This is a genomic window from Clostridium tarantellae (assembly GCF_009295725.1).
In the GTDB taxonomy this organism is placed as follows: domain Bacteria; phylum Bacillota; class Clostridia; order Clostridiales; family Clostridiaceae; genus Sarcina; species Sarcina tarantellae.
In genome coordinates this window covers 1-16,776 of sequence record NZ_WHJC01000050.1, presented here as the reverse complement: position 1 = coordinate 16,776, position 16,776 = coordinate 1, and the positions used below count along the sequence as shown (strand labels likewise).

General features: G+C 26.1%; 15 protein-coding genes and 1 pseudogene. 11 read left to right on the top strand and 5 right to left on the bottom strand.

The features are described from left to right. The first annotated feature begins 223 nt into the window (after window positions 1–223). Entirely contained in the window at window positions 224–403 is a 180-nt protein-coding gene (locus GBZ86_RS05630; protein ID WP_152888591.1) for a hypothetical protein, read from the top strand. 162 nt (window positions 404–565) lie between these two features. Here the strand turns inward: GBZ86_RS05630 and GBZ86_RS05625 are convergent, their stop codons facing one another. Then, window positions 566–1,159: a hypothetical protein gene (locus GBZ86_RS05625; protein ID WP_152888589.1), complete on the bottom strand. Its 594-nt coding sequence runs from the start codon at window positions 1,157–1,159 to the stop codon at window positions 566–568. Between the two features lie 212 nt (window positions 1,160–1,371). Here GBZ86_RS05625 and GBZ86_RS05620 point away from each other — a divergent pair, with 212 nt between their 5' ends. The 6 genes and pseudogenes from GBZ86_RS05620 to GBZ86_RS18405 all read left to right on the top strand — a co-directional run bounded on the left by GBZ86_RS05620 (window position 1,372) and on the right by GBZ86_RS18405 (window position 8,646). Then, window positions 1,372–1,581: a hypothetical protein gene (locus tag GBZ86_RS05620; RefSeq protein WP_152888587.1), complete on the top strand. Its 210-nt coding sequence runs from the start codon at window positions 1,372–1,374 to the stop codon at window positions 1,579–1,581. A gap of 511 nt (window positions 1,582–2,092) precedes the next feature. Next, on the top strand, window positions 2,093–2,701 hold the full coding sequence (locus GBZ86_RS05615) for an IS607 family transposase (RefSeq protein WP_152888585.1): 609 nt from the start codon (window positions 2,093–2,095) through the stop codon (window positions 2,699–2,701). Continuing rightward, window positions 2,694–3,866, top strand: a complete 1,173-nt coding sequence (locus GBZ86_RS05610; protein ID WP_152888583.1) for an RNA-guided endonuclease InsQ/TnpB family protein — start codon at window positions 2,694–2,696, stop codon at window positions 3,864–3,866. Before GBZ86_RS05615 ends, GBZ86_RS05610 begins: the two co-directional genes overlap by 8 nt. A 199-nt stretch (window positions 3,867–4,065) precedes the next feature. Next, window positions 4,066–7,026: pseudogene (gene lacZ, locus GBZ86_RS18640) on the top strand (beta-galactosidase, LacZ type); the annotation flags it as partial. Beyond that, window positions 7,024–8,394, top strand: a complete 1,371-nt coding sequence (locus GBZ86_RS19005; protein ID WP_479690744.1) for an NPCBM/NEW2 domain-containing protein — start codon at window positions 7,024–7,026, stop codon at window positions 8,392–8,394. The pseudogene lacZ and the gene GBZ86_RS19005, both read left to right, overlap by 3 nt. 126 nt (window positions 8,395–8,520) lie before the next feature. Further along, complete coding sequence (locus GBZ86_RS18405; RefSeq protein ID WP_268817432.1) at window positions 8,521–8,646, top strand: hypothetical protein; 126 nt, start codon at window positions 8,521–8,523, stop codon at window positions 8,644–8,646. A gap of 131 nt (window positions 8,647–8,777) precedes the next feature. Here the strand turns inward: GBZ86_RS18405 and GBZ86_RS05600 are convergent, their stop codons facing one another. The 3 genes from GBZ86_RS05600 to GBZ86_RS05590 all read right to left on the bottom strand — a co-directional run bounded on the left by GBZ86_RS05600 (window position 8,778) and on the right by GBZ86_RS05590 (window position 11,404). After that, window positions 8,778–9,773, bottom strand: coding sequence for a chymotrypsin family serine protease (locus GBZ86_RS05600; RefSeq protein WP_152888579.1), 996 nt, complete (start codon window positions 9,771–9,773; stop codon window positions 8,778–8,780). A 37-nt stretch (window positions 9,774–9,810) separates the two neighbouring features. Then, window positions 9,811–10,773 carry a chymotrypsin family serine protease gene (locus GBZ86_RS05595; RefSeq protein WP_152888577.1) on the bottom strand — a complete coding sequence of 321 codons (963 nt, stop codon included), beginning with the start codon at window positions 10,771–10,773 and terminating at the stop codon, window positions 9,811–9,813. A gap of 73 nt (window positions 10,774–10,846) precedes the next feature. Next, window positions 10,847–11,404: a sigma-70 family RNA polymerase sigma factor gene (locus GBZ86_RS05590; protein ID WP_152888575.1), complete on the bottom strand. Its 558-nt coding sequence runs from the start codon at window positions 11,402–11,404 to the stop codon at window positions 10,847–10,849. 284 nt (window positions 11,405–11,688) lie between these two features. On the opposite strand from GBZ86_RS05590, the gene GBZ86_RS05585 reads away from it, so the two are divergent. Then, window positions 11,689–12,618 (top strand): Rpn family recombination-promoting nuclease/putative transposase, encoded by a 930-nt coding sequence (locus tag GBZ86_RS05585; RefSeq protein ID WP_152888573.1) that lies wholly within the window; start codon window positions 11,689–11,691, stop codon window positions 12,616–12,618. Window positions 12,619–12,695: 77 nt separating this feature from the next. Here GBZ86_RS05585 and deoB read toward each other — a convergent pair whose 3' ends face one another. Then, the gene (gene deoB, locus GBZ86_RS05580; RefSeq protein ID WP_152888571.1) at window positions 12,696–13,886 is read right to left on the bottom strand and encodes a phosphopentomutase; all 1,191 of its coding nucleotides are present in this window, start codon (window positions 13,884–13,886) and stop codon (window positions 12,696–12,698) included. A gap of 315 nt (window positions 13,887–14,201) precedes the next feature. Between deoB and GBZ86_RS05575 the strand changes: the two genes are divergently transcribed. The 3 genes from GBZ86_RS05575 to GBZ86_RS05565 all read left to right on the top strand — a co-directional run bounded on the left by GBZ86_RS05575 (window position 14,202) and on the right by GBZ86_RS05565 (window position 15,959). Continuing rightward, window positions 14,202–14,951: a GntR family transcriptional regulator gene (locus GBZ86_RS05575; RefSeq protein WP_152888569.1), complete on the top strand. Its 750-nt coding sequence runs from the start codon at window positions 14,202–14,204 to the stop codon at window positions 14,949–14,951. Window positions 14,952–15,017: 66 nt separating this feature from the next. Further along, window positions 15,018–15,311 (top strand): Rpn family recombination-promoting nuclease/putative transposase, encoded by a 294-nt coding sequence (locus GBZ86_RS05570; protein ID WP_152888567.1) that lies wholly within the window; start codon window positions 15,018–15,020, stop codon window positions 15,309–15,311. A 240-nt stretch (window positions 15,312–15,551) separates the two neighbouring features. Then, entirely contained in the window at window positions 15,552–15,959 is a 408-nt protein-coding gene (locus GBZ86_RS05565) for a hypothetical protein (RefSeq protein ID WP_152888565.1), read from the top strand. Window positions 15,960–16,776 lie beyond the last annotated feature (817 nt).

The window sequence follows — 16,776 nt, the reverse complement described above, 5'->3', positions numbered from 1 at the left end:
TTATAAATTTACTATAAAACTAAGATTTATTTAAAATTCAGGACGAAAAAATACTATTTTAAGATAAAAGCAATAAAGTTTAATAATATTATGTTAAAATGTTATTTATAATCATAGAAGCTAAATTTATACTTAAAATCAGGTAAATATTAAAATTATTTATAAATAATAATTTTAAGCAATATATTAAGTGAAATTTAATTTGAGAAAGGATGAAAAATTTATGAATAAAACGTTAATAAAGTTATATGTTATATTAGGTTTAATCTCATTAATTTTATGTATATTAAACTTAACATTTAGAAATGAAGGAATATTTGCATATTTTGCAGCTATATTTTTTGCTATTTTTTCCTTTTTATTATTTATATTTGCACTTAAAAGAAGTTATAAAAAAATATAATTTAGCTTAATATAAAACAATTCTCATGTTTTTTGTAATATTAAACCAAATAAAGGTTTATAATATTTTACATAAAAATATAAAATGAAATAACGTAATAAAAAAGATATAGGATTAAGTATTAAGTTACTAAATATCCTATATCTAAATTTAAATTAACATTTAATTAATCCAAAATTTACTTGGTAAAGCCATTAATCCTTTAACATCCTTATGAGTAACCACAGGAAAGGTATTTTGTTCTAAATAAAAGTTAGGCATATCTAATCTATGTATAATTATATTATCCATATATACTTCTTTATTTTTAGTAATTTCATCAGGTATTTTAACATTAAAAATTGGTGTATACTCATCATTTAATAAATCTCGAATTTTCATTAATTCTTTATTTTCTAATATTTTTTCAGGAAGTGTTTCATTTCTTAGTGAAAATAACATTTTAGCTATTCTTTCAAGTTCCTTTGGATTTTCTTCAAAAAATATGTCACTACTATATATCATAGTAGCTGGATGATCTTCAGTTCCTCGGCTAAATAAAAGTTCATTAGCTTGTACAATAGTAGCTAATGCTATAGTTCCTTCTTTAACTAGTTTTTTTCTATTATTAAACACATCATCATATCCTAATTTATCTTCACATTGTCTTAACCACATAGGATGGGGATGAGCAAATAGGATTTTATATTTTAACCAAAATAAAAAGTCCTTTCTTTTTTTATAAAAAGCTTCTTTAGTTTTTTTAATTGTATTCATTAAAAAGTTTTCTCCTTTGTTTTTCATAAAATAATTTTAACTAAAAATTTAGAAAAATACAAAGCATAAATATTCATATAAAAGAATTAAGTGGAAAATAATTAGTGATTTTTATTATAAAAATTTTAATTATACATTACTATAAAATTATTATGTAAATATTAACAAATATGGTAAAATATATACATAACATATGTTGAGGAGGGGATTTTATGATTAGAATTAATAAAAGAACTTTAGCATTAATTATTGCTACTACAGTTGTAACAGGAGTTTGTGATCAATTAATATTTAGTGCAAAAAATATTGTAAATGCAATGCCAAATACATTTGAAGAATGGAATAATAATCCTGAAATATTTGAAGAAAATAGAGAAAAGGCACATGCTACCTTTGTTTCTTATGAAAACAGTAACAAATAGTTTATAAAACTTTATAGAAAGATTATAAAAATATAAACTATACTGCGTACGTAAAGAAATTTGCGTAGGACACAGATTTAATTGCAGGTACTACCTAAAGCCTTACACCACAATATGGGTGAAAGCACTATATGATGGCACGAAAGTAGAAAAAACGTAAGGATGGCACAAGGTTAAATCCTAAATGTCGTAAACAATGGTTGCTCATGCAGGTAAGCTCCTAAGTCTTTAGGATATGGAGAAACTTCAACGACTATCGGTTGGAATACCGAGTAAAACCACAAGCGATTGGTGGAAGAAAAGGTCTGCCCTAAACGAGTAATGTCGTAGGTGAAGAAATAGTCTTTGCACTCTAGGAAACTAGGTGGTCATTAGCGTGAGCGAAATGGCATCATATAAGTAGCGTTATATGATAAAAGGATATAAACTTTATAAAATAATATAAATACTTTATAATTTTTGTAGGCTTTCAAATATAAATATGATATTATATTTATAGGAGGTGGTCTTAATGAAAAAATATTCAATAGGTCAGTTTGCTAAAAAAATTAATAAGACACAACAAACTCTTCGTAATTGGGATAAAAGTGGAAAGCTAAAACCAGAAATGATTGATTCTCATACTGGGTATAGATATTACACAGAAAAACAACTCAAAGAATTTTATGGAGAGGTCAGTAATAAAGAAAGATTAGTTATAGGTTATTGCAGAGTTTCTAGTGCAAAGCAAAAAGAATCATTAGAAAGACAGGTTGAAAATGTAAGGACTTATTTAATCTCAAAAGGTTATCAATTTAAAATAATAACCGATATTGGTAGTGGGATAAATTATGATAAAAAAGGTCTTAATCAATTAATTCAATTAATTCTACAAGATGAAGTATCTAAGGTAGTAGTATTATACAAAGACAGATTAGTAAGATTTGGGTTTGAACTTATAGAAAATATATGTGAGTTTAAATCTGTTGAACTGGAAGTCATTGATAATACTGAAAAATCTGAAGAACAAGAAGTTGTAGAAGATTTAATTCAAATAATCACAGTTTTTAGTTGTAGGCTTCAAGGAAAGAGAGCAAAGAAAACTAAAGCAATGATTAAGGAGTTAGTTGAAAATGATTAAAGCAATTAAAGTAAAGTTATACCCTACTAAGAAACAAGAAGAATTAATGTGGAAAAGTGCAGGTATTAGTAGATTTTCTTACAACTGGGGTTTAGACTACTTAAACAACTATTATGAAGAAAATAAAAAGTCTTTATCAATAGGTAGTTTAAGAAAAATTTTTACAGAGGTTAGAAAATCAGATAAATATGAGTGGCTTAAAGAAGTTTCTTCTGAAATACCACAACAAGCACTTAAAGATTTAGGAGAAGCGTTTCAGAAATTTTTTAAAAAGGAATCTGATTATCCTAAATTTAAAAAGAAAGGCAGATGTCAAACTTCGTTCTTTCATTTGAACAACAAATTTGTTGTTGAAGATAACTATATCAAGCTAGAAAAGATAGGTCATGTAAAAATGAAAGACGAGGGTAGACTCCCTATTGGAAATTATAAAAAAGATAAAATAAAAGTCTTAAATCCTCGAGTAAAGCATAACGGAAAGTTTTGGTATATTGCACTTGCTTTTGAGTGTGAAGATAAAGAAATAGAAGAACTTACAGGAGAAAGTGTAGGTGTGGATTTGGGAATAAAAGATTTAGCAATGGTTTCTAATATAGAAAAACCTTTTAAAAACATTAATAAATCTAAAGAAATGAGAAGATTAAACAAGAAACTTAAAAGACTCCAAAGAAGAGTTTCAAGAAAATATGATATGCTTAAAGATGGTAAGAATTTTGAAAAAGATCAAAGACTTATTAAGACTCAAAATATCATAAAACTTGAAAAACAAATTAAACTTGTTCATAAAAGAATTGCAGATATTAGATTAAATCATATACATCAAGCTACAAATGCTATCGTGAAAACCAAGCCTAGTAGAGTAGTAGTAGAAGATTTAAATGTTAAAGGTATGCTTAAAAACAAACATCTTTCTAAAGCAATTGCAGAGCAATGTTTTAATAAGTTTATAACTATTCTTAGTCATAAATGTAAATGGAAAGGAATTGAATTTGTAAAAGCAAATAGATACTTTCCAAGTAGTAAAATGTGTTCTTGTTGTGGAACTATTAAAAAAGACTTGCGACTAAAAGATAGGACTTATGTATGTGTAAATGATAGGTGTAATCTTGTAATGGACAGGGATAAAAATGCAAGTTTTAATTTAGCAAAATACGAATTAGCTTAGAAAATCAAATTAAAAGATTAAGCTAATATGTACGATTTGGCGAATCGGAATTTAAGTCTGTGAAGAGTCATACCAAACGAAAGTAGCAAATTGCAAAATCAGACTCTGTGAAGCAGAAAATAAATCTATAAAATTATAAAATATTTATAAGGAATTATAGAGTTTATACGTCAGTGAAAAAGCTTTAGAATACGAAAAGAAATCTGTTGCCGAAAGGGGTATAAGGGTTGATTCAGAGTATTTAAAATTATTAAATGGACAGTGGGATTTTAAATTAGTAGACAAGCCTGATGATAGACCAATGGATTTTTTTGAAGATGATTTTGATACAACAGGCTGGAATAAAATAACAGTTCCGAGTAACTGGCAAACGGAGGGTCATGATTATCCTATATATACTAATCAAACTTATCCATGGACAGGAGTAGAACGACCTAGAGCACCTAAAGCACCAACAAAGTATAATCCTGTAGGGTCTTATAAAAGAACCTTTAATGTGCCTAAAGGATGGGATGATGAAAGAAGAGTTTATTTATCTTTCCAAGGAGTTGAATCAGCTTTTTATGTATGGATAAATGGACAAAAAGTGGGTTACTCTGAAGATAGCTACACAGCTAAAGATTTTGATATTACAGATTATTTAAAAGAGGGAGAAAACACTATATCTGTTCAAGTTTTTAGATGGAGTGATGGTAGTTGGCTTGAAGATCAAGATTTTATAAGATTAAGTGGAATATTTAGAGATGTATTTATATACTCTACTCCAGAAGTTAGAGTTAGAGATTTTACTATAGAAACAGATTTAGACGAAAATTATGAAGACAGTACATTAAATGTAGAATTAGATTTAACAAATTATTTAAAGAATAATGAAGAATATACTGTGGAAGCTATGTTATATGATGATAATTATAAAAAGGTTTTAAATGAACCTTTAACTATGAAAACAGATTTTACAGAAGCTTCAGAGTATAATGAAAATGCTACACAAACCCTATTAAAGGGAAGGGTAGATATAGAAAATCCTAAGAAATGGTCAGCAGAAACACCTAATTTATATACCTTAATAATTTCTTTAAAGGATAAGGAAGGAAATGAATTAGAAGCTGTTAGCTCTAAGATAGGATTTAGAGAGTTTAAAGTAGAAGATGGTCAAATGAAGATAAATGATAAACCTATAATGTTTAAAGGAGTTAATAGACATGAAACTGACCCTGAAAAGGGAAGAGCTGTAACCATAGAAAGTATGATTGAAGATATTAAACTTATGAAAAGTCATAATATAAACGCTGTTAGAACGGCACATTATCCTAATAATCCAGCATTTTTAGAGCTTTGTGATGAATATGGTCTTTATGTAGTAGATGAAGCAAACATAGAATCTCATGGAGCTAGAGATATATTACCTGCCAATAAACCACAATGGACAGCGGCTTGTTTAGATAGAGTAGAAAGTATGGTGGAAAGGGATAAAAATCATACATCAGTATTACTTTGGTCCTTAGGAAATGAAGCTGGACAAGGAACTAACTTTAAAAAGATGTCTGATTGGGTTAAAGAAAATGATAGTACAAGAATAGTTCACTATGAAGGTAGTTATGATGATGATACTGTTTCTGATGTTTATAGTAGAATGTATTGGAGACCAGATCAAGTAGAGGAATACGGAAAATCTAGTAGAGATATTCCTTTTATATTATGTGAATATGCTCATGCTATGGGTAATAGTGTGGGAAATCTTTATAAATATTGGGATGTTTTTGAGAAGTATGATAACTTGCAAGGTGGATTTATATGGGATTGGGTTGACCAAGCATTATATAAAGAAACAGAAGATGGTGAAAAGTTTTTAGCTTATGGTGGAGATTGGGGAGATAAGCCTAATGATGGTAATTTCTGTGCTAATGGATTAATTACCGCAGATAGAATTGTAAAACCTCAATTAAAGGAGGTTAAATATTGCTATCAAGAAATAGAGGTTAATGAAATTGATATTTTACAAGGATTAGTTTCTATAGAAAATGAATTTTTATTTACCAATATTAATGAATACCATTGTTCTTGGGAATTGGTTAAGGATGATGAAGTAATAGAAAGTGGTGATTTAGATTTAAATATAGAACCTAGAAGTACTGAAGAAGTTAAAATACCATTTAAAACTCCTAGGGAAATAGATAAGGCTTCAGAATACTGGTTAAATATAAATTTTACCACTAAAGAAGATGAAAAATGGGCAGAAGCAGGTCATAAAATAGCCTATGAACAATTTAAATTAGAATTTAATAAAGAGGTAAAGGATAAAGCAGATATTAATAAAATGAATTCCTTAACTACTAATGAAACTGAAGAAGTTATAGAAGTTACAGGAAAGGATTTTATCATTTCCTTTAACAAAATAAAGGGAAGTATAGATTCATTTATTTATAATGAAAAAGAGCTTTTAAGCACTCCAATAGAGCCAGATTTTTGGAGAGCTCCAACAGATAATGATGAGGGAAATGATTTAAATTTAAGGGCTAAAACTTGGAGATATGCAGGACAAAATAGAACAGTAAATGCTGTAAATACAGAAATTTCAGATAAGATAGTTACCATAGAAGTGGATAATACTTTACCAACTAAAAAGACTTCACAGTATAAAAATATAATAAAAATATATGGAAATGGAGAAGTTGAAATAACTTCAGAGTTAAATCCAGATAAAAGTTTACCTGAAATACCATCTATAGGAATGACCTTTAATATGCCAAAGGAATTTGAAAATTTAAAGTGGTATGGTAGAGGGCCACAGGAAAACTATTGGGATAGACAATTAGGAGCGAAGGTTTCAGTTCATGAAGGTATTGTGGATGAACAGTTTTTCCCATATATTAAGCCATCTGAAATGGGTAATAAAACAGATATAAGATGGATGACCTTAACTAATGATTCTGGAGTAGGGTTAATGGTTTCAGGAGATCCATTTATAGAAGGGACAGCACTTCATTATACTGAAGAAGAATTAGGTACTAAAAAACACCCTCATGAATTAGTTAAAAGTGAGGATGTTATAGTTAATGTTAACTATAAACAAATGGGTGTAGGTGGAGATGATAGTTGGGGAGCTAAAACGCATCCTGAATTCACTTTATATGCAGATAGAGATTATACCTATAAAATGTCTTTAAGACCAATAGATACAAATAAGGACAATCCTATGGAATTAAATAAAGTAGATGCTCCTTATAAAATAAAAGAAGATCAAGTTATTAATGTAAAAGCTTTAAAAGGAAATGTACCAAATTTACCTGAAAAGGTGGAACTTGAAGTAAGTGAAGGAAGTAGTAAAGAATTCTTTATTAAATGGGAAGACTTAAATGAAGAAGCTTTTAATACTGAGGGAATTGTAGAAGTAGAAGGCATGGTAGAAGGTACTGATACTAAGGTAAAAGGAATTATTACTGTGGTAGATATTAAAGAAATTCCAGAGTTTAATCTGCAAACCTTAAAGGGAGATAGTCCAGTTTTACCTTATAACACGGAAGTTACTTTAAATAATGATGAAAAAGAAAAGGTTTCTTTAAATTGGAATAAATTAGATAACGAAACTTTAAACATGGTGGGAGAGCATACTTTAATAGGTATTATGACTATTTATGATATTCAGGTACCAGTAGAAGCTAAAATAATAGTAACAGAAGGAGAGTATTTAAGTGATTTAACTTGGAAAAGTGCTACAAGTCCATTCCTAACTTCTGTACAAAAGGACAGAAATGTTAATAAGGGAGTATTAAAGTTAAGTGATGGAAAAGATGGCATGATGGTTACTAAAGGAATAGGAACACAGGCAGACTCTACTATAGTTTATGATATAGAAGGAAAGGAATATGAATACTTCCAAAGTTATATAGGAATTGATAAAGGGGTAGCTGGGTTAACAGGAGATGGTGTTAACTTTAAAATATTATTAGATGGAGAAGAAGTTTATGATAGTGGTACTATTACTAATAAAACTCCAGCTAAGTTAATTAATATAAATGTAGAAGGAAAAAAAGAAATTAAATTTGTAGTAAATAAACTCAAAAATAATTTAGAGGATAACTTTAATTTAGGTGGAGCTTTATTTACTAAAAGAGTTATGGATACAGCTCCATTACACTCCTTAATAAATGAGGGAAGAAGGCTACTTGAAATTTCAGAAGAAGGCTTTGAAGTTGGACAATATCATAAGGGTGCTAAAGAAGAATTACTTAAAGCTATAAATGTAGCTGAAGAAGTTTTAAATAATGAATTAACTTTTGAAATTTTAGATAATGCTATTTTAGTATTAAATAGTGCTTTAGAAAAATTCAAATCCTTAGAAATTATAGAAACCACAGGAGATTTAAATGGAAATGGAATATTTGATATTGGTGATGTAGCTTTAGTAGCAAAATATTATGGAAGTACCAGTGAAAGTAAGAAATTTCAACATTATATAGATATAAATAAAAATAATAAAATTGATGATTATGATTTAAATTTTGTAGTTAATAAAGTATTAGAATAGTATATTTATTTTCATAGGTTAAGGTTTATGGGTTTAATGTATATTTTCAGCTAAGAATATTTTCTTTTTTAGTTGAATATATTTATAAAAAGCTTAAAAATAAAATTTTTATAGGGAGAATTTTTTATGTTTTTTGCATCTTTTTTTGGTTTTATAATGATTGCTTTAAATACGTTTTTTTTAGCTTTAGGTATTTATGCCTTAGTTCTTTTTATAAAAGCTTTAAAAATTTATATTAATAAAAATTCTTAAATATAAAATTTAAGTATAAGACTTTGTTCTAAATTAACTTGGAGCTATATCAAATATAATAGATATAGCTCCTAATTAGTTGTTTAGTATTATTGATTTTATAGTTAAATTTTTCATTAAATAATTTACTTCTAATTTGGAAATTTATATTCAAAGTGAACATTTAAAGCTTTTAATATAACATCAATAGGAGTAAAAAAGGAATATTTTTCACTACTACCCACCACTAGTCCAAGAGCCTTTTCATCTAAGTCAAAAACTATGCTTCCTGAATCTCCTCCCTCTGAGAATTTAACGGTAGATGCTTGTTCTTTTAAAGTATAAGAAATTCCTTTAGGTAATTCTATTTTTACTGTATTATGAAGGCTTAAAACACGTCCTACAGTCCATCCCGTAGAGGCACCTACTTTATATATCCATTCTTTAAGATTTAATTCTTTTGTACCTCTAATAGCTCCTGCATGATAAATTCCATTTTTATATTTCACTTTAGGATTTAATTTTGCAAGAGCGGCATCCACATAATTATCTGCTGAATCATCATAATTTAATACAACCCATTTAAATAATTTTGCCACTGCATTTTTTTTAAGTATATCTTTATAAATACCACTATAAATATTATTATAATTACCACGAGAAGGTTGAAATATATTACTTCCTTTGGAGTTTTTACCATTCTTGGTTAAAACATGATTAGCACTTAATATAAAAGGTTCATTGGTAAAGTTATCAATTACTACAGCTCCTAATGTACCAAAGCGTTTTGAGTTTGAAGGTCCTATATTTACTCCTCCTTGAAGGGGTTTTATCCGTGAGTTTAACTCTTGTAAAAGTTCAGAATTTTCTTTTCCTATGGTTATTTCAGATATGTCTTGGGTTACTGTACCAGTTTCAATAACATCCGTTTTTAATCCTAAAAAATTTTTAGGAATAATTTCATGAGGATATAATTGATTTAAAGGTAGTTTTTCCTTTACAAACACATGAAGGGTTGGTTCCTCTGTACTCATTTCTTTTTTTATTTTATGACCATATCCTATACCAGTTACATTTTTTTTATTAAAAAAAAAGGAAGGATATTTATTAATAACATCACATATAGAATTTTCCAATAAAGATTTCATTTTAATTACCCCTTTTTTATATTATTTATTAATAAAGTTAAAAATGAACATTAAATACATTTAATATATATTCAATAGGATTAAACCAACTATTTAAAGGATTATCTCCAACTAATAAGCCTAGTGCTTTATTTTCAGAGTTTACTAATAAACTACCAGAATCTCCTTTATAACTCATATTAGTGGTAATTATTAAATCAGAAAAAGTTTTATATAATCCGTTATAAGAAGATTTATATCTAAGAGTTGCATTTATAGTCTTTATAAAACCATTAGTATAACCAGTTGTTCTTCCTATTTTAAATACTTCCGATCTAAGAACAGGTTTTGAAACACCTCTAATTTTTCCAAATATCTTAAAATTACTATTATAATCTATGTTTGAATCAATTTTAGCAATGGCGCAATCAGCTATATTAGTAGTAGCAATATCTTTATTAGAATTTTCTTCAAATGATAAAGAAACAAAATCATAGAGCTTTCCAACTATGTTATTTTTAACAAATCCTCCATCAGAAGCACCAGGTTGAAGAATTAAAGTTCCTTTTTTATTTTTATTTTCACCAGCTAATATGTGATTATTACTTAGTATATAAGGGGTATTAACATCATCAAATACTATAGCACCTAAAGTTCCAGTTATTCCAGACATAGCAGTACCAATACTATATCCAGCTTTTAAAGGGCGTATACGTGAAGTATGTGTAGATGTTTTTTTTTCTTTAGAGCTTATTTCTGTAATTGAATTATCCTGTAATAAACCTATTTCTATAATATCGGTTTTTAATCCTAAAAAAGTTTTAGATATTACATCTTTTTTATATAGATTATTTAAAGGAACTTTTTTATTTACTAAAATGTGAATACTTAATTCATTTGTTTCCAAGTTTTTAATAGTTTTATAACCTAATCCAACACCTAAAACATTTTTTTTATTTAAGAAAAATGAACTATAATTTTTAATAATATCTTTTATTGAAGTTTCTAATAAAGAATTCATTAATAATGTTACTCCTTTAAATTAAGAATATGTTTTCAAGTTTTTTATTTTATTATTAATTACTAGTAAATAATTAATGGCTATTTATATGTTTTTTTAATTTTTTTAAAGCTGTATATTTCTTACAAGCTATATTATTATATTTTAAATTTGTATCTCTTATTAGTTCATTATAATTATAATCAAGAAAAAAATATTTGAATACAATATTATATTCACTTTTTGTTAATTTGTGTAATAATTGGCATAAAACATGATGATCTTCTTGACGTAAAAGTTCTTTATCCACGTCTTCATTACTAACTAAAACTATATTATCTAACGAAGTATTATTATTATATTTTTTATGCTTCCTTAATAAATAATATATATTGTTTTTTATAGCTCTAATAGCATACCAAAAAAAAGATTTATCTCCATTATATTTAATGATTGAAATCATAAGAGCAATTATAGATTCTTGTATAATATCCTCTTTATCCATATTGTTTATATACACAGTGCTTGAAGTTTTTAATATAAAAGGCATAAATATATTTATTATATATTCCTTTGCCTCTATATCATTATTTTTAGCTTTTATTACAGCACTTTCAAGTGCTTTAAGATCAATTTTATTAATATTATTCACTTTAGTAAACCCCTCTCAACTCTCTTTTGAAATACAAATTCTTACAATACATAATAAAGTAATTATACACACTTTTTATAATTATGTAAATAAAGTTTTAAAACTTTATTTACAAACATGGGTTCAACAATATTTCTTTAAATATTATATATTTTTAAAAATTCTTATTAAGTATCATATAAAGAAAGGATTTTTAAATTGAAATTTTAAAATAAATTAGTCATTTTTCTCATATATTCATATATTAGTAATAAAGCAACTTTTATGAGGAAATTAAGGCAGAAATGAGTTTTAAAAAGCATGTAAATAATATACATGATAAAAGTTATAAAGATTTATATTCAAATAAAGAAGTTTTTCTTGATTTAGTTAAAGTTATGTTAAAACTTCCTTGGTCAAAAAATTTACAAGCAAAAGATTTAATACTTATAAATAAATCATATATTTCTTCTGATTATGAAAGTCAGGAATCTGATATTGTTTATGCTGCTAATATTAATGGAAATGATATTATATTTTATGTACTTCTTGAATTCCAGTCTACTATAGACTATAGAATGCCTTTAAGATTACTTTTTTATATTTGTGAGATATTAAGAGAATACTATAAAAATAAAAATCCTAAATTTTATGATAAAAATTTTAAAGTTCCTGCAGTAATTCCAATAGTTCTTTATAATGGAAAATATCCTTGGACTGTACCAAGAAATTTTAAAAATATAGTGTTTAATAAGGAACTTTTTGGAGAGAATTTAATAAACTTTAAATATGATTTAATAGATATTAATCATAACTATTCTAAAGAAGAGCTTTTAAACTGTAAAACAATGACTTCAGCTATATTTTTATTAGAACAAAAGATAGACCCTTATGAATACTTACAACGAATAAAAAGTATAGCTTTATTCTTTAACACATTAAATCCTAAGGATATACAAATTTTAAAGCATTGGATTAAAAATTCCATAGAAGATAATCTAGCTAAAAAAGCTATTAATATTTTAGATTGTAATAAGGAGGATGTGGATAATATGATTGCTAATAATGCTTTTATACTAACTGAAATGAAACAAAGAGCTAAAGAAGAAGGGGTAGAACAAGGAGTTACTATGGTAGTAAAGAAAATGATAAAAAAAGGGAAAAGCAATGAAGAAATTATTAAACTCACAGACCTACCTGAAACAATAGTTGAAAAAATAAGAAAATCTTTATAAAGTAAAAAATTAAGAGCACTTAAATTTTAAGTACTCTTAATTTTTTATATTATAATTTTTAAAATTCTATTTAAATCTTATACAAGTTTCTCTAAAACAGATTCACCTATAGTTCCTTCTGGCATTTTTATATCAAAGTTTTCAGCAATAGTTGCTCCTATTGTAGCAAAAGTTTTTTCACTTTCTAATATGCCATCTTTTTTCATTGAAGGTGAATATGCTAAGAATGGAACATATTCTCTTGTATGGTCTGTTCCAGTGTAAGTTGGATCATTACCATGGTCAGCAGTTATTATTAATAAATCATCTTCATTTAATTTATCTAAAACTTTACCTAAGTTAACATCAAATTTTTCTAATTCTTCTGCATAACCTTGAGGATTTCTTCTGTGTCCCCAAAGGGCATCAAAGTCAACTAGGTTTACAAAGCATAATCCAGTAAAGTCTTTATCCATTATTTCTAAAGTTTGCTCCATTCCATGAACTGAACTCTTTGACTTATTAGATTCTGTAATTCCTTCTCCGTCAAATATATCGCATATTTTTCCTACAGAAATAACATCAAATTTATTATCTTTTAATTCATTAAGAACAGTTTTTCCATATGGCTTTAAAGCATAGTCATGTCTGTTACTTGTACGTTTAAATTCACCTTTTTTGCTTCCAAGGTAAGGTCTAGCTATTATTCTTCCAACCTTCCATTCATCTTTTAAAGTAATTTCTCTAGCTATTTCACAACATCTATATAATTCATCTAAACCGAAAGTTTCTTCATGACCACAAATTTGTAAAACTGAATCTGCTGAAGTATAAACTATCATATCTCCAGTTTTCATTTGGTGTTCTCCAAGTTCATCTAATATTTCAGTTCCACTAGCACTCTTGTTTCCAACGATTTTATGACCAGTTCTTGCACTTAATTCATCTAATAATTCCTTCGGGAATCCTGTTTCAGTAAATGTTTTAAATGGTTTAGTGATGTGTAAACCCATCATTTCCCAGTGACCTGTCATTGTATCTTTACCAACACTAGCTTCTCCCATTTTCATTTGATATCCTAATGGATTTTCAACTGGTGCAACTTGCTTTAATTTGTGTAAGTTTGCAATTCCTATTTTTTGAAGGTTAGGAATATTAAAAGTTTCTACTGATTCAGATATATGTCCAAGTGTATCAACACCTACATCTCCATATGTTTCTGAATCATTCATTGCTCCAACTCCTAATGAATCGATTACTATTGTAAAAATTCTTTTGTACTTACTCATAACTTTAACTCCTTGAAATCCTAATAATATTTCTTCTATTGTTACTTATTTATTTTAAATTTTTATAATACTTCAAATTTAATTTAAATTTGTAAAACACAACATAATATTCAAACATATAGACAAGCTTAACTTGTCTATTTAGTTGTCTGTTGCATGTATAAATAATAACATGTAATTATACAATCGTCAATCGTTTACAATTATTTTCATAAATTTTATTGATATTTTTTTTAAATCTTTTATAATTAATGATGAAGATTTTTACAAATTTTAAGTTGTATGGAACTTGTATGTTTTAGAAAGGGATTTGTAATGGATAATATTAATATAATAGATACATCAAAAGAATTAAGATATGTTGAAGTTTATAATAAGCTTTTTAAAATGATAACAGAGGGAAGTTTCCCTAAAAATAGTAGATTGCCATCTGAACCAGAACTAGCAAAAACTTTAGGGGTAAGTAGGAGTACTTTACGTCAAGCATTAGCTCTTCTTCAAGATGATGGGTTAATTAAAAACATAAGAGGAAAAGGTAATTATATAACTAAAGAAAATACTACTAAAAAAAATGGTTTAGAAAAAATAGGACATGTTATTTATAAATGTTTAGAACACCCTATAAGCAATGTAGAATTTGATTTTAAAATAGAACCTCCATCAGATTATTTCACAAAAATCTTAGGAAAAAAATCAGCAGCTACGGTGGTAATAGATAGGTGGTATAACAACAATAAAGAAGCCTTAGCTTATACCTTTACTATAATTCCCATAGAGGTTATTTCTAACTTTAAAATTAATTTAAATAATAAAGAAGAACTAATTAAATTTATAGAAGAAGAAATTTATAAAGAATGTTTATCTTCTAAAATTCACATAAAATTTTCAACTACAGGAAATTTTATAACTAAAGGACACCCTATTTCCTGTGAAAATCAATTTTATTTAATTGAAGAATCATTATATAAAAGTGGTGAATATCCTATTGCTTTTAATAAACATTACATACCTATTCAATATGGAAATATTGAAATTAACTCTCATAACTCTATACATAATTTATAATAAATAATATAATTGTTTTAATAATATAAGTGTGGATTGTTAATTAAGGAGGTAGCATCTTTAAAAATGAATATGAAAGAAATTAAAGAAGCTAAAGAAGAACTTGTGAGATTAAGTAGTGATGAAAATGAAAGAATGGCTTACAATAAAAGAAAAATGGCTATTTTAGATAGGGTTAGTGATTTAGAAAATGCTGAAGAAAAGGGTATGGAAAAAGGTATTGAAAAAGGTATTGAAAAAGGTATTGAAAAAGTTGCACTTGAAATGATAAAAGATGGTGTTAATATAGAGGTAATTATGAAATTTACTAAATTATCAAAAGAAAATATTGAAGAGCTTAGAAAAATAATTAAATATTAGAGTTTTTAAAACATCATATAAAAGATAGATATTTTAACTGTAAGTGTAAAAATAAAATAGTGAGTATATTAATGTACTCACTATTTTATTTTTTTTATTTTGTATATATTTTTGTATCAAATTCAAAAATTTTAGGCTGTAATAAATTTTTATATTTTTTTCTTAAAGTTCTTAATAGATTGTATAGGAATATTGGCTATGATAAAATTATAATAATAAAAGGAAATTTTAGGAGAGAAAATGGGTGGAAGAAAAAAGTTTTTAGTAAATGTAATAATAGGAATTTTTTTTGCTTTATGTGTTTATAATTTAGGAATATATCTTTATGATTTTAAACTTAGTGTAAGTAATACTTATAAGATATTTATTCATAATAAAACTAATAAAGCATTAAAGGATTTAGAGCTTAGTTTTTATAATGGAGATATTATAGAAAAAATTGAAAATATAGACACTAATAAATCTTGTATGGTTAACCTAAACACTAAAAATATAAATGGAGAAACTTCATTATATTTAACTTATAAAGATAATAAGGGAAATATTCAAAAAGTTTGTGTGGTTGGATATTTAGAAAAGGGGTATGGGGGAATAGAAAAGATTAAAATTAAAAGTAGCAATAAAGAGGGTATTTTAGAAATTAATTAAAATAAAAGTATATATAATTTTATAGAATAGTCCATAAAACCATTGTGACTGTAGATGTAAGGACTTAAAAGAGCGAGTATTCAATATACTCGTTCTTTTACTTATACCTTTTGATTTTGTATATACTTTTGAATTATTCCAGAACTTACATCACTAGCAGTGCCTAGATAATTAATGTTATATATATTATGAAATATTATAATATATAGTTGACAAGGTATAAGGATTGTCTATTAGGTGGAAACTTAAATATCAAACAACGTTAAAAGAATCCTCCAATTATTGTGGTCCGGGTAGTTCAATCTACATCTATTTTAACTTCATTATTTTCTTCATTATCTAAAAATTTCTTAACCCATTTTTTTACTAATAAATAGGGTTCTTTTAATAACCATATAAAAAATATTATGGAGGATTTTTTTAGACCTATAATTAAAATCTTCTTTATTAAACTATCAAATTGTAAAGCTTGAATAAAATGAATAGACTTTGTAACTACAATACCAAATATAAAAAATAAAAATAATATAGATGAAGCAATAAAAAATGTAGTTAATAATACTTTTTATAATTATAGTGTTTTAGTTCATTATGAATTTATTAACATTGCAAATAAAATATATTTAATAGTTTATTTTATTAAATATCATGAAAAATTGAGACAAATAGTAGAACAAAGTAAAAATATAACTATAGTTCCATTTCAATTTATAAAAATGTTTAAATATAGTCTTTATTTTAAAAAAAATTATATTGACATAGAAATAAAAAAATTTGAAGAAAAAATTTATTTAACAATAAAAATTAAAGGAATAAT

Bases quoted from the DNA above. Each gene is read 5' to 3' on its own strand.
- GBZ86_RS19005 (WP_479690744.1), top strand. From the start codon at position 7,024: ATGTCTTTAAGACCAATAGATACAAATAAGGACAATCCTATGGAATTA.
- GBZ86_RS05630 (WP_152888591.1), top strand. From the start codon at position 224: ATGAATAAAACGTTAATAAAGTTATATGTTATATTAGGTTTAATCTCA.
- GBZ86_RS05625 (WP_152888589.1), bottom strand. From the start codon at position 1,159: ATGAATACAATTAAAAAAACTAAAGAAGCTTTTTATAAAAAAAGAAAG.
- GBZ86_RS18405 (WP_268817432.1), top strand. From the start codon at position 8,521: ATGTTTTTTGCATCTTTTTTTGGTTTTATAATGATTGCTTTAAATACG.
- deoB (WP_152888571.1), bottom strand. From the start codon at position 13,886: ATGAGTAAGTACAAAAGAATTTTTACAATAGTAATCGATTCATTAGGA.
- GBZ86_RS05595 (WP_152888577.1), bottom strand. From the start codon at position 10,773: ATGAATTCTTTATTAGAAACTTCAATAAAAGATATTATTAAAAATTAT.
- GBZ86_RS05600 (WP_152888579.1), bottom strand. From the start codon at position 9,773: ATGAAATCTTTATTGGAAAATTCTATATGTGATGTTATTAATAAATAT.
- GBZ86_RS05615 (WP_152888585.1), top strand. From the start codon at position 2,093: ATGAAAAAATATTCAATAGGTCAGTTTGCTAAAAAAATTAATAAGACA.
- GBZ86_RS05620 (WP_152888587.1), top strand. From the start codon at position 1,372: ATGATTAGAATTAATAAAAGAACTTTAGCATTAATTATTGCTACTACA.
- GBZ86_RS05585 (WP_152888573.1), top strand. From the start codon at position 11,689: ATGAGTTTTAAAAAGCATGTAAATAATATACATGATAAAAGTTATAAA.
- GBZ86_RS05575 (WP_152888569.1), top strand. From the start codon at position 14,202: ATGGATAATATTAATATAATAGATACATCAAAAGAATTAAGATATGTT.
- GBZ86_RS05570 (WP_152888567.1), top strand. From the start codon at position 15,018: ATGAATATGAAAGAAATTAAAGAAGCTAAAGAAGAACTTGTGAGATTA.
- GBZ86_RS05565 (WP_152888565.1), top strand. From the start codon at position 15,552: ATGGGTGGAAGAAAAAAGTTTTTAGTAAATGTAATAATAGGAATTTTT.
- GBZ86_RS05610 (WP_152888583.1), top strand. From the start codon at position 2,694: ATGATTAAAGCAATTAAAGTAAAGTTATACCCTACTAAGAAACAAGAA.